Origin of the sequence: Clostridium sp. KNHs214, assembly GCF_000744935.1 — a bacterium.
In the GTDB taxonomy this organism is placed as follows: domain Bacteria; phylum Bacillota; class Clostridia; order Clostridiales; family Clostridiaceae; genus Haloimpatiens.
On record NZ_JQMW01000004.1, the window covers coordinates 305099 to 319426 of the forward strand.

Sequence of the window (14328 nt, forward strand, 5' to 3'; positions counted from 1 at the left end):
CACCCTCCTAGGTTAAAAATTTATAAATGGTTCCATAGCATCTGGAAACCCTTTTTGAGCACAGCCTATACATGGAGTATTATCTCCAATAGGCCAGTTTACATAATCATTCCATTTTCTAGTAGGACAATCCGTTCTTGTAACAGGTCCTCTGCAGCCTATTTTGAACATGCATCCCTTTTCTCCTACTGAATTTGCAAATATTCTTTTTTCAAAATATGCCCTTCTAGGGCACATATCATGTATGGTTACTCCATAAAAAATCACAGGCCTTCTGTCTTCATCAAGTTCCATATCTCCAAACAATATTAAATGAGCTAAAGTCCCCATAATCCAATCAGGATGCGCTGGGCAACCTGGTACTCTTATAGCTTCCCTATTAATTTCTTTTTTTAAATAATCAAAAACACTTATACATCCAGTAGGATTTGGTCGAGCCGCCGAAATTCCCCCATAAGATGCACAAGTACCAACAGCTAATATATATTTTGCTTTAATTGCGGCTCTCTTTACCTCTTCCATTCCCGTTATAACTTTTCCATTATAATTAGCTACCACATTATAAATTCCATTATCCTTAGTAGATATAGCTCCATCAACTATAAGAATAAACTCTGTATTAAGAGTATCTAATAATTGTTCTTGTGCTTGTTCACCCTGAGCTTTCATAATACTATTGTTATATTTAAAATTCACTAAGTCTGTTAAAAAATACCCTACATTAGGAGCACATCCATCTAGCAAAGAAATTATATTTCCAGAACACCCTGACGCCTCAATCCATACTAAATTCATCCTTCTTTTATTTCCCATTTTTATTTGAGATACTGCTGATTCTACCAAAGTCCTAGAAGTAACATTTTTAGATTTAGCTACTGGGCACATATCATATGTCATTTACAATTCCTCCTATTAATTGATAAATATAATAAAGAAAATTTATTGTTCCGAGCTCTTATGCAAATCATGGAGGAGAAATTTCATAATTCCACTACATTATTTTATGTGAATTAAGTACCAGTTATTATACCTACTTGTTCTAGACCTCTTAAAATCTGCTCTTTATTATGGCAAGTACTAATTTCTTTAGTTAAATCTCTTCCAGCTTTAAGTCCAAAATGTGTGCCTGCAGCCCAAGCTGCGTTATAAGTTACATCATAAACTACACCGTCTACAGCTACATAGGCTTTATTGCCATTCTTACCATCATATTTTAAAAGCTCTTCCAATGTAAAACTTTGTTGTCTCATATTTCTGCAGTTTCTCATTACATTTTCCATACTCCTCATGTTGTATATAAAATTTTTTAGCACACTTACCTTATACATCTCCTGCTGAATTAAGCTATTATAAAACATCTTTTCACACATATTAATGCTCCTATAGCTTATACTTTGGAGATTGCATATATTGCATTCCATTTTGTTTATGAAATTTTCATAAATTCCTAAATCCATATAGCCTTCCCCTAAAAAATATTACCTTTAATAATATGCCAAAATTAATTTTTAAATGCCTACTTTTACTTTCATATCCTAATCCTCTATCCTAAGCTCTTTATGCCAACTATATTTATCTTCTCCTTCACTTTATCGTCAAATTTCTTCCTATTCATTGCCTTATATTCTTACTTTCTTACTTCTTACTTTCTTTCTATCCCTCTATATTTGTAGTATTATAAGAGTTCTTTCGTTTTTTATAATATTCTCTTGGAGAGTATCCAAAATTCTTCTTAAATGTTCTAACAAAATTAGAATAATCCCCAAAACCACATTCTAAATATACCTCTGTCACAGGCTTCCCATCTTTTATCAATTCACTAGCTTTAATTAACCTTTTTTTCTGTATATAATTGTGTATGGTATATCCTGTTTGAGCCTTAAATTTATGCATCAAGTAGTATTTACTAACATAAAAAAGAGAAGAAAGCTTGTCTATGCTTAAATCTTTGTTTAAATTTTTATTTATATAATCTAATAGACAATTTACTGTTTTATCATATTGAATATCCTTCGTTTGCTGGTTCTTATATATATATATATTCATAAAAAGTCTGTTTAAATAAACCATAAGCTCCAAAAAAAGTGCATTTTTAAGTATTTCATTACCAAATCCCTGTGAAACAAAGGTCTCATCTAATTTATCCAAAGTATACTTTATATCTTCTAACCCATTACTATCTAATCTTAAAATATTTAATTTTCGCTTTTTAGTTAAACCAAAACAATTAAGAAGGTTACATCCACTTTTAGTGTGATTTTCGATAAATTCATGGTTTATCCATATAACTATACGGTCATATACTTTTTCGGAGTCAATAAGTGGTTTATGTATTTCACCACTACTTACAAAAAGTATGTCCCAAGGCTTTAATTTATAGGCTTTTCCTTCTATTAAATAAGTCACATTTCCTGAAAGAAAAATTATTATTTTATTAAAATCATGATAATGAAATTCCATGTCTAAATTCTTCTTGTCTTTTAAATGAAAAAATTTAAAATCTTGGTTTAAATATCCTCTCTTATTATTTTCATTCATATACTATCTTTAGCCGACAGGTTTTCCAGCTAAATTCACTCCTTTCTCTCAACTACTATCTAATTTACATATTTTTATGCTATGACACTTTTTGCAATATTTCAAGCACTATTAGCAATAAATATAGCAAAAATTACTTATATAATAATACTATAGTTTTGTAAATTCCTAATTTCTAGTCCCTAATACCAAGTTTCTAAAAAACATTTTGTTTGTATTACTTTAAAAGTACAAGGACAAAATTATAAATTGATAATATAAATTTTAGTATTTATAACTAGATTAGAATTATTTTAGTAAAAAAATACTATTGAATTACAATAGTAATGATGTGATAATAAGAATAATATATTTTAATATTAGGCACATTCAAAAAAATAACAAGTCAGTATGCTAGTTATTTTGCGTCATACTGCGTCACCAAAACCTGACGATAGTCCTACTAGCGGCGGAACCTGCTTCCTTGTCTGATACAAAATATACCAGCATCTTTAACTTGTTATTTCTTTTCATGTACCTTAAAGTTTATTATGATCAAAATTCATAAATAAATTTTATAAATATCTAAAATAAAATTATGTAAATATGAAAATTTAGACTATATAAAATGATGGAGGTATTGAAATGAATAAAAAATTAAGAGTGGGAATACTTGGTGCCACAGGATTCGTGGGCCAAAGACTTGTAACACTTTTACATGATCATCCTTTCTTTCAAATATCAATTTTGGCCGCAAGTAAAAGTTCAAAGGGAAAAAGTTATTATAATGCTATAAAAAATAGATGGAAACTAGAAAATGAAATACCTGAAAGAGTTAAAAGTATACTGGTAAAAGATTTACATGATATTGATGAAATTAAACATGAAGTGGATTTAGTATTTTGTGCTGTAAATATGCCTAAGGATGAAATTAGAGAATTAGAAGAGGCTTATGCAAAGGCAGAAATACCTGTAATTTCAAACAATTCTGCTCACAGGGGGACATCTGATGTACCTGTTATAATTCCAGAAATAAATCCAGAACATTTAGAAATACTAAAAGAACAAAAGAAACGTCTAGGTACTAAAAGAGGTTTTATTGTAGCTAAACCAAATTGCTCTATACAAAGCTATGTACCTGCCATAAATGCTCTTATGAAATTTAATCCAACTAAAATATTAGTATCCACTTATCAAGCTATATCAGGTAGCGGAAAAATTTTTTCAGATTGGCCAGAAATAATAGATAATGTTATTCCTTTTATAGGTGGTGAGGAGGAAAAAAGTGAGTTGGAACCATTAAAATTATGGGGACATATTGAAGGTAATAAAATAGTTAATTCTGCTGAACCTATAATTTCTGCTCAATGTATAAGAGTTCCAGTTTCTGATGGGCATTTAGCTACCGTTTCTGTATCTTTTGAGCATAAACCTTCAAAAGAACAAATTATAGAACTTTGGAAAGAATATAAAGGAGAGCCTCAACTTTTAAATTTGCCAAATGCTCCAAAACAATTTCTAACTTATTTTGAGGAAGATAATAGGCCTCAAACTAAACTAGATAGAGATTTAGAAAAAGGTATGGGCATTAGCATTGGAAGATTAAGAGAAGATAACTTATTCCAATATAAATTTGTTTGTCTTTCTCACAACACCTTGAGAGGTGCTGCTGGAGGATCTGTGCTTACTGCCGAACTTCTTAAGGCAAAAGGATTTTTAGACTAACTTCTAAGCATAACATAAAACCCTAGTCCAAAGTCGTCTTAGGTACATGAAAAGAAATAACAAGTCAAAATGCTAGTATGTTTTGTGTTAGATAAAAAAGCAGGTTCCATCTTTGGTAGACCATCGGCGGAACCTGCTGACACAGACACAGTATGATACAAAATAGACTACCATACTATTATTTATTTATATTGCGCGTTCTAAAATGTTTTTCTGGTGTATCTTCTGTTATAACTTTGAATTCATCTCCTTCATCTTTGTAATATTTTATTATATCCGGTAATGCTTTATAAGTATTTTTATTAACACCATGGCAATGCATTAATAAAAATATATTTGTAAACCTATCACTACCTTTAGTCCCCTCTCGATAAAGCTTCTGCGGTGGAGTTCTATAATCAATGCCATCACTTAGCTGCATGTTCCAATCATATATTTTAAATCCATAGCCATGAAGTTTAGCTAAAAATTCTTCATCTAGATGTTTATTACTTCCTCCTGGGAATCTAATTATTTTACTTTTAGTTCCTGTAACCTCATACACTGCATCGCTATATTGAAGCATTTCTTTAATAAAACTTTCTCTGCTCTTATATATTAAGTTTTGGATTGCTGTTTTTTATAATATTATAATTTTTTACATAAATTTTAACTCTTTAATCATTAAATCTTTTCCAATTTCGATATTTTTAAAGATATCTCTTGCATTATTTAAATATCCCTCAGGTTCATTTAATGAAGGACTAAAGTGTGTAAGCCACATTTCATTTACTTCTGCACTCTTAGCTATTTCTGCTGCTTCGCTAAAAAGCATATGCTTATTTCCAAGTGCTTTTTCTAAATAATCGTCACTGCCATACATACCTTCACATATGAATAAGTCAGACTTATAGCAAAGTTCTTTAATTTTATTTACTGGTCTTGTATCTGTGCAATAACTTATTTTTATTCCCTTTCTCTCAATTCCCAAAACTTCATTTCCTTCTACATTTTTACCGTTTAAAACTATGCTACCACCCTTTTGTAGTGTATTCCAATGTTCTACTGGTATATTTAATTCCTTAGCTTTATCTGGATCAAATTTTCTTCCTCTTTTTACTTCTATAGAATACCCAACACAAAGAACACTATGTTCTAAATACACGGAGTTTATAGAGTAATTGCCCATTGAAAAATCATATAATCCTTGTGAGGGTATTTCTAAAAGCTCTATATCATAAGGCAGATATGGTACTATAACCATTACTGCTTCCATTATTTCATGTAATCCCTTAGGACCAATTATGGTAACCTTTTCTCTTCTCTCGCTATTACCCAAGGTAGATAAAAGACCTGGAAGTCCAACTATATGATCTGGATGATAATGAGTTAAACAAATAATATCTATATTCTTAATTCCCCATCCCAATTCTTTAAGAGCCACTTGTGTTCCTTCTCCACAGTCTATTAAAATCATACTACCTTTACACTTACACAAAAGAGCCGTTAAATTTCTTCCTGGAAGAGGCATAGTCCCTCCTGTGCCTAATAATGAAACCTTTAGCATATAATCACCTTCTAGTAATATTATGCAATAATTATAGCACAACTAAATCTACACCACTAATCTTTCAGTCCATTTTCCACACATATCTCCAAAACATCCTATTTCTTTGTCATTTTCTAAAATTTTAACCACTTCACACCTATTTGCGCATCCTTTGCATTGAAAACTTTCAGATCCTACCTTACTATCTGCTATATTAAATCCTTTAAAATTTGTTTTAGCTCTTTTTTTCTTTAAAGTTTCTTTTCCTATAATTGCCGCTCCTATAGAACCCATTACATCATAATATGGAGGTATAACAACTTCTTTTTGTAAAGCTCTTTCAAAAGCTTCCTTCATACCTATATTGGCTGCCACTCCTCCTTGAAAAAATATCTTGGATTCTATTTCCTTTCCTTTGCCTACGTTATTAAGATAATTTCTGACCAAAGCCTCACATAATCCCATTATTATATCTGAAGGCTCATAACCTAGCTGTTGCTTGTGTATCATATCAGATTCTGCAAAAACAGCGCATCTTCCAGCTATTCTTACTGGAGTTCTAGACTTTAAGGCATACTCACCAAATCTTTCTATAGGTATCTCTAGTCTCTCTGCCTGTCTATCTAAAAAAGAACCAGTGCCTGCCGCACATACAGTATTCATTGCAAAATCAGTAACTATACCATCTTTTAAAATTATTATTTTAGAGTCCTGGCCACCTATTTCTAAGATTGTCCTTACTCCTTTGTCTAGCTCCAGTGCTGCTACTGCATGAGCTGTTATCTCGTTTTTAACTGAATCCGCTCCCACTAAAAAACCTGCTATAGTTCTCCCACTCCCTGTGGTCCCCACTGATTTAATTTCTTCATTTTCATATTTGTCCTTAAGCATATTAAACCCTTGCTGAATAGCCCTTATAGGCCTTCCTTTTGTTCTTAAATATATCTTCTCAATAATTTCCATACTTTCATCTAACATAACTATGTCAGTACTTACAGACCCTACATCTATACCTAAATGATACATCTTTCTCTTCTCCTCTCTAAAAGATCTAAAAAAGCTTCTATTCTAGTTACATAACCATTTTGTCCAGTCATCTCATCCAATACCAAAGTCATTATAGGGAAATCTTTATCCTTTGATATATTAGGTAGTATTGCCTTACTCACTATTTCAGGCATGCAACCCATGGGAAATAGTTGAATTGCCCCATCACATCCATTTTCACTGGATAAAACCGCCTCTCCTATACATTCTCTTGCATGACCTCCTATATATAAAGGCAAATACTCTCTGGATGCTTTTCTTATACTAATAGAATTCAATTTAAAATTTTTTAAAGCTGCATCTTTAACCCACCAGCTAGGAGTTAACGTTCTGATACTGCTAACACCATAATCCATAAGCTTATCTTCTATATATAAGTTGGAAAAGGGCTCTATTACTGTATAAATCTCTCCGATAATTGAAATCTTTAAAGGTTTTTTATTTTTATCCATTTTTATATGGCCTATTTTATTTCTATATTCTTTAAGTGTATTTAAAGCTGTATTTAGATTTTCAGCCTCTACCACATGTGTCCTACAATTTTGAAGTAACCTTTTACACTCGCCTTTATTCACTTCATATCCTGCATAATAATGCGCCTTAGCTTCTATTTCATCCATTAAATTTATTCCTCTAAGAGCTCTAAGACCCGCTCTTATTTTTTCCCAATTACCCTGGGAGCTATCTTGGATTATTTGCCCTCCCCGAGCTAAAAGCTCCTTCATTCCTATGTCTCCTGGATGATCTAGCACTATAAAATTCACCTCATATCCTAATCTTTTTAATAATTTTAACTGAAGCTCACAATACTCTCCAAATCTACAAGGGCCACAGCTTCCAACTATTATAATTGTATCTGCTCCCTTTTCTATGGCTTGAATGTAATTTCCTATCATTATTTTAAAGGGCAAACACATCTCCTCTGGTGAATATAATGCCCCTATTTTCAAAGCCTCTCTATTGCTAAGAGGTGGTACTACATATTCTACGCCTATTTCATCAAAAAACATTTTAGCTGCAATGTAAGCATTCCCTAGATGGGGAAATGTTATCTTCATATTTTTTTCTCCTTTCAATCATGTCCACAAAAGCCTCTACTCTAGTATTAAATCCTCCTTCGCCTGTTTGTTCATCTATTTTTAATATCAAAAAAGGAAATTCTCCTATTTTATCTTTTATAAGTTCTATAACTACAGAATCTATTCCACAGGCAAAAGATGATAAATAAATTATTCCGTTGATTTCTTTACTTTCCCATAGCTTAACCGCAGCACCATAAGACTTTCTAGCAAATGTCCAAAATGGTCTTTTTAGAAGCTCTCTTGAGTATTTATTAATGTCTTCATCGTGAAGATTTTCCTCTGTAATAACCCCTACACCTAGTTTATTAAGTTTTTTTACAATATTCATATTCATAAAACTATCCTGTACATTATATGGATGACCTAATAGTGCTATCTTCATATTATGCTTAGTATTGTTTATAAATATCCTATGCTCCTTTTGATCAAGTAAAGCTTTTTCATAGGCTCTATAAATTTTTCTTTTGTTCCTAGTAATATTCTTTCCAACATTACATAAATACTTAAAAAACTTTTTTTCATCGTAAGCATAAATTTCCCCATCAGTTATAGGCGGCATATCTGGTATGCTATTTTTTATCATCTCCGGAAGTCCACAAAATTTAGGACATATATACTCCCTAGGATAAAGTCTCATAACTCTAGGTATAACCATAAAATCACAGGAATCCTTTATATATGCCACATGTCCGTGGAATACCTTAATGGGCACACAAGCCTCATCCACTGCATACTTTACTCCTAAATTTAATATTTCTTTATTAGTGTTTGGAGACACTATAACTTCACAACCTAATTCTTCAAAAAAAGTCTTCATAAATATTTCGTATTTATAATACAATAATCCCTTAGGAATGCCTATTCTCAATATTATCCCCTCTTTCTTATGATTCCTATGTTTAATTAATGAACATTTATATAAAAAAATATACATCTATCTATATACTGTAATAAAAAATTTTTTTAAATCATATTTTAACATAGAAATAGTAGGAGGAATTTGTTATGAAGAATACTATTAAATCTTTTCTCTTTTGTTTATTAGTAGTACTTTCATTTACATTAGCTGCTTGTAATTATATAAAACTCAATAATGAAAAAACTAAAGATAATTACTATTTTTCTAAACTTGCAAATAGCATAGCTTTAAGTAATAAATACAAAATAACTCTTTTAGACACTAATTTTTATAAAGTTAAAGAATTAAAAGAAGAGGATGTAAGCACTATACTAAATTTTATGAATTCCCTAGATAAAAAGTCTTTCATAAAAAAACCTTTAAGGCTTCCAGAAAAGCCACAGTATAAAATATTTTTTAATTTGGATGAGGATAAGTTTGTTATAAATGTGTATAATGAACAATATATTTCAGTATTTCCTTGGGATGGTGAATATCCAATGGATTATATTGATATGACTAAAATGTATAAGGGATATAATTTGTATAACTTTTGTAAATATTTAATTCCCAATGATATGGAATAAACCATTTATAAAATCCCCTATAAAAAAACATTATATAGGTATATAATTATTTATAATACATGTTTTTTACAGGAGGATATATAATGAAAATACTTTCTTTTAACACTTTATATGCAGATATAAATAAAAAACTAACAAGTGCCAAATGGTTAAACAGAATAGGATTAAAAGAAGATATTATTTATAAATACACAAATGATGAAAAGTATTTAAAAACTTTAAAATATATGGTAGACAACATGGACTTTTCTGCAAAAACCGCCGTTATTTTATGTGAAAATATAATCAAAGATTATATTGACCTGACAAATGAAAATTCTATATTAGAAAAAATATATAAATTCACCTTGAGAAAGTCTTTTCCAAGTACAGTAAATGAAGATTTTTCTGAAGGCTTTTCGCTATTTTGTGGAATCTTTCTTAGAATTTTTAGAGTTATTAACGAATATGAAAAATACTGCAAAAACAATTCCTTTGAAAGCCTTTATCCCTTGATATTTTTATCCTCCCATGAAAAAAAATCCCTAGAAAGACCTGAAGAATACAATGCATTTTTAAAAGCTTTTAAAAAGGATTACTTATATGAAATGATGAAATTAAACAAAGAGGTAGTGGGGTTTAATACATTAGATCATATATGTGGAGTACATTATCTCTCCTTACATATAGCCCGTCAAATTAAAGATTTAGATATACCAATAGATTTAGGTAGAGTTTCTGGAGCTGCTGCTGGTCACGATATAGGTAAGTATGGCTGCAGGCAACAGGAGTTAAAAAAAGTCCCCAGACTTCACTATTACTATACAGACATATGGTTTAAAAGTCATGGTATAGACTATATAAGAAACATTGCCATAAATCATTCCACTTGGGATTTAGAACTTGAAAACCTATCTTTAGAATCTTTAATTTTAATCTACTGCGATTTTAGGGTAAAAAATATTGTCGAAAATAACCAGCTAAAGATGAGCATTCTTTCCCTTAAAGATTCCTTTAATGTAATACTGAATAAACTAGAAAATTTGGATGAAATTAAAGAAAAAAGGTATAAAAAAGTCTATGGTAAATTAAAAGATTTTGAAGATTATTTGATATATTTGGGCGTTAATATAAATGTAGATCATAAGCTTAGCCCCATTAACCCCTATATGGAAGAAACCCTTGAAAATTATTCACTACTTCAAGGAAATGATATATGTAAAAAATTAAAATTTCTATCTATAGAGCACAATATAAATCTCATGTATAAATTAAGAGATGAATATTCCTTAGATACTATATTGGATATGGCGAGAAGCGAAAAGGATTGGAAAAAGCTAAGACAATATATAAGGATTTTACAGGAGTATTCAACTTATTTAACTGGAAGTCAAAAGCTTCAAACAATAAAGTTTCTCTATGAAAATTTAATACATACAGAGGATGATATAAGGAAACACTGTGCTGAGCTTATAGGCTCTTTAATTTCAAATTTAGATGAAGAATACAGAAAAGATTTACCAGAAGATGTTAAGTTAAATTACACCTGGAGCATAGGAATATTAAAAGAATGCATGGATTCTCTTTTATATCCAGGATATAAATTTATTCCTAAACATAAAAATTGGATTATGGAAAGTTCTATAACCATGGTAAACTCTCTTTTTATAAATTCAAAAGAAAATATACTTCTAAAATATAGAGAAGTTATTCTATCTTTCTATAAAAATTTTAATAATAAGAATTTAAGTCTCCAAATAATACTTTTAGAAATGAGTAAGCATATACCAGTAACACCCCATGATAAGGATTTAGAAATACTTTTTGATTTTATTTTAAACTCCTTAAATAATAATGATATAAATTGCAGACTGTGCAGTCTCAAAGCTTGCTGCAACCTACTAACTAAAATGCCTTTTGAAAATAATTTTAAGGACATTTTGAGAAATGAACTAGAAGGTAGTAAAGTTTTTTTTAAATCTTCTTCTGAAACTTTATTAGTATTTAAATTAAAAAAACTTTTAAATTTAAATTCATGGAAAAATTCTCCTAAAAAAAGCTTACACTATACCAATGAACATATACAAAATATATTTCTAAGCAATTTAAAAACAGCCACCAGTTGGATAAATAAAAAAATTCAAATAGATATATTGCTTACAGAAGCTTTAGCTCATATAAAAGCCGAAGGGCTTCATACTTGCCTTCATTTTTGTAATTTGCTTAAAGTAAGTGATAGTGAAATAGTTAGAACTAAGGCTGGAGAGTCTATTTTAAAAATTCTCCCTCACCTATCTATGTCAGAAAAAAATGAAGTTTGTGTTGAACTATTACGTGCATTAGAAATAGAAGGACACCGTTTTACAGAGTACATCCCTAAATATTTAGGCAGAGCAATATTATACCTTAAGCCCAAAGAACTAGACGAGGTAATTGATGATTTAAGTCTTAAAATAAAAAGTGCAAAACCCAATATAAAGACATTACTCATTAAAACTGTAAGCACTTCAATTTCTAACTATCCTTTATATAAAGATATATTTAATGAAAAAGAAGGGGTATTTACAGGTAGACTTATAAAAATGCTTTGCATTATATTAAATGGTGTTGGAGATTATGAGCCTCTTGTAAAACATGCTTCCTTAACTTCATACGGCTCAGATATACTCTACTCGAAGATATTATCTCTAGAAGAAAAAATCTTTATATTTAAGTCTACTAGCAAAAAATTATTAACTCTTATGGACTTCAGTGACCAAGATGATTTATCATTTTTCACTAATTCCATTGTACTAAATAATTTATATAGATTTATTAGTGAATGTATTTTCCAAAACGGTTCTTTAGAGTTACCTATTAAAAATAATATAGCATTTTTTCCTGGAACCTTTGACCCTTTTTCATTAAGTCACAAAGAAATAGCAAAAAGCATAAGGGATATGGGATTTGAAGTTTATCTGAATGTAGATGAATTTTCCTGGTCCAAAAGAACCTTACCTAATTTACTTAGAAAAAAAATAATCGAAATGTCCATAGCCGATGAATTAGATATATATGTTTATCCTGATAATTTTCAGATAAATATAGCCAATGGAGAAAATCTTCAAACTTTAAAAGAAAGCTTTAAAAATTCAAAAGTTCATATAGCCATAGGAAGTGATGTGCTCTTAAACGCCTCTAGCTATAAAAAGAAAAATACCCTTTGTAAATTTCCTCATATTATATTTTTAAGAGGAAACACTAAAAAGTTAGAAAGTTATGCTAAAAATATTTTGGATGAATTTACTATACTAAAATTGCCTAAACAATTTTCTAATATAAGTTCTACTCAGATAAGAAATTGTATTGATGAAAGTAGAGATATATCCACATTAGTTGACCCTCTAACAGAACAATATATATATAAGTATGGATTCTATCAAAAGGAGCCTGATGACAAAGGTTTTATGGAATACTACTCCATAGATGTAGAAATAATTGAAAACCTAATTGTAAGTATATTAGAAGAATTAAAAGATTTTCTTAAACTTTCATCAGAAGAAACGGATAAATATTTTCACCATTTATTCCAAAAACCCTCTTCAAGAATACTTATTTTAAGAGACAGAAAAACTAAAAAAATCTTGGGTTTTTCTAGTTTCTACTGGCTTCGTTCCAGTATGCTCTATGGAGAACTAAATGATATGGAACTTTCCGAATACTTAAGAGAACACAGTTTAGGCAGAATAATTTTAATAGACAATATATATGTGGAAAATAAATACAAAATACCCTACTTAGAACAAATTCTAATTACGGAAACCCTGGGCTTTTGTATATCAAAGGATTATCAGTACGCTGTATATAGATGTGGTACAAATAAAACCATTTCCCAAAGTATATACGATATTTTAAAACTTCAAGGTTTTATAGAAATATCTTCAGGTAAAATTCCAACTTTAGTGGTTAATATGAATAATCCATATATAATAAATTTAGATATGGAAAACTTACTAAAGGAACCCTTTAGGAATAACTTAAAAATTAAAAATGCCTTAATAAGCAGCAGAAAAAATCTTCAAAATGCTTTAACAAAGTTATATCCTGGAGAACTTATATTATCTTTTCATTGTCATATGACCTACAGTAGTATGGTTAAAAAAATATGCAATGAAAATAATGTGCCGCTAGAAGAATTAAAACTAAAAAAACTAGGAGACTGTATGTGTGTTCCCTATGGAGACTTATTAGATAGGTACATAATACCTAATACAATAACTAAATCTTTACACACTGAAAAGTACTTTCAACCGGATATGAAAAGCTTTTTTATAGGAGAATTCCCTTACTATTTAAATCTCCAAAATCAAGTTAAAACAATAAAATCCTTTAATAGACCTGTTATACTAGTGGATAACCTTCTTCACAAGGGGCATAGAATAAAAGCACTATATCCTCTTTTTAAGGATGAGAATATATATATACAGAAAATAATAGTTGGAATTATGTCTGGAAAGGGCAAAGATTTAATGGATATACAAGGTTATAAAGTGGATAGTGTTTATTTTATACCAAGGCTTAAAATATGGTTTAATGAAACTGCTTTATACCCATTTATTGGTGGAGATGCTATATGGAGAGGAGTTAAACCTAGGAGAAATTTAATTCCTTCAGTAAATTCTATAATGCCTTATACCCATCCATCTTTCATAGAAAATTCATCCTTTAATGCCATATATAATTTATCTAAAACTTGCTTAGAAAATTCTATATATATTTTTTCTATACTAGAAGAAGAATTTCACAGGTTAGAAAAAAGAAGTTTAACCCTATGGTCTTTAGGTGAAGTATTCACTATTCCAAGGTGTCCTGAAATTGGCAATGATATAGTTTATGACTTAAATTTAAGTCCTTCTCATTACTTGAAAAATCAATTAGACACTTTAGAAAGATTTAGTACTATGATTAAGGAATAGAAAGAGGTGT

At 29.8% G+C, this 14328-nt stretch carries 11 protein-coding genes; 3 read left to right on the top strand and 8 right to left on the bottom strand.

The window, feature by feature from the left end; translation table 11 throughout:
- Positions 1-12 precede the first annotated feature (12 nt).
- From CC89_RS01610 to CC89_RS01620, 3 genes are all read right to left on the bottom strand, one after another.
- A complete protein-coding gene (locus tag CC89_RS01610) occupies positions 13-897 on the bottom strand; it encodes a hydrogenase small subunit (protein WP_035288287.1) in 885 nt (294 codons plus the stop codon).
- 113 nt (positions 898-1010) lie between these two features.
- A complete protein-coding gene (locus tag CC89_RS01615; protein WP_051931389.1) occupies positions 1011-1457 on the bottom strand; it encodes a cytochrome b5 domain-containing protein in 447 nt (148 codons plus the stop codon).
- A 196-nt stretch (positions 1458-1653) separates the two neighbouring features.
- On the bottom strand, positions 1654-2538 hold the full coding sequence (locus tag CC89_RS01620) for an AraC family transcriptional regulator (protein WP_035288288.1): 885 nt from the start codon (positions 2536-2538) through the stop codon (positions 1654-1656).
- Positions 2539-3162: 624 nt separating this feature from the next.
- Between CC89_RS01620 and asd the strand changes: the two genes are divergently transcribed.
- Positions 3163-4242, top strand: coding sequence for an aspartate-semialdehyde dehydrogenase (asd, locus tag CC89_RS01625; RefSeq protein WP_035288290.1), 1080 nt, complete (start codon positions 3163-3165; stop codon positions 4240-4242).
- Between the two features lie 178 nt (positions 4243-4420).
- On the opposite strand, the gene CC89_RS01630 is transcribed toward asd, so the two are convergent.
- From CC89_RS01630 to CC89_RS01650, 5 genes are all read right to left on the bottom strand, one after another.
- Positions 4421-4807 (bottom strand): polysaccharide deacetylase family protein, encoded by a 387-nt coding sequence (locus CC89_RS01630; RefSeq protein ID WP_051931391.1) that lies wholly within the window; start codon positions 4805-4807, stop codon positions 4421-4423.
- 72 nt (positions 4808-4879) lie between these two features.
- Positions 4880-5788, bottom strand: a complete 909-nt coding sequence (locus CC89_RS01635) for a ribonuclease Z (protein WP_035288292.1) — start codon at positions 5786-5788, stop codon at positions 4880-4882.
- 48 nt (positions 5789-5836) lie between these two features.
- Positions 5837-6796: an acyl-CoA dehydratase activase gene (locus CC89_RS01640; protein ID WP_035288294.1), complete on the bottom strand. Its 960-nt coding sequence runs from the start codon at positions 6794-6796 to the stop codon at positions 5837-5839.
- Positions 6784-7875, bottom strand: coding sequence for an acyl-CoA dehydratase activase-related protein (locus CC89_RS01645; RefSeq protein WP_035288296.1), 1092 nt, complete (start codon positions 7873-7875; stop codon positions 6784-6786). The genes CC89_RS01640 and CC89_RS01645 overlap by 13 nt, the downstream gene beginning before the upstream one ends.
- Entirely contained in the window at positions 7829-8767 is a 939-nt protein-coding gene (locus CC89_RS01650) for an acyl-CoA dehydratase activase-related protein (protein ID WP_035288298.1), read from the bottom strand. Before CC89_RS01650 ends, CC89_RS01645 begins: the two co-directional genes overlap by 47 nt.
- 137 nt (positions 8768-8904) lie before the next feature.
- On the opposite strand from CC89_RS01650, the gene CC89_RS01655 reads away from it, so the two are divergent.
- Positions 8905-9384, top strand: a complete 480-nt coding sequence (locus CC89_RS01655) for a DUF4883 family protein (protein WP_035288299.1) — start codon at positions 8905-8907, stop codon at positions 9382-9384.
- An 83-nt stretch (positions 9385-9467) separates the two neighbouring features.
- The gene (locus tag CC89_RS01660) at positions 9468-14318 is read left to right on the top strand and encodes a nucleotidyl transferase family protein (protein ID WP_035288301.1); all 4851 of its coding nucleotides are present in this window, start codon (positions 9468-9470) and stop codon (positions 14316-14318) included.
- Positions 14319-14328 lie beyond the last annotated feature (10 nt).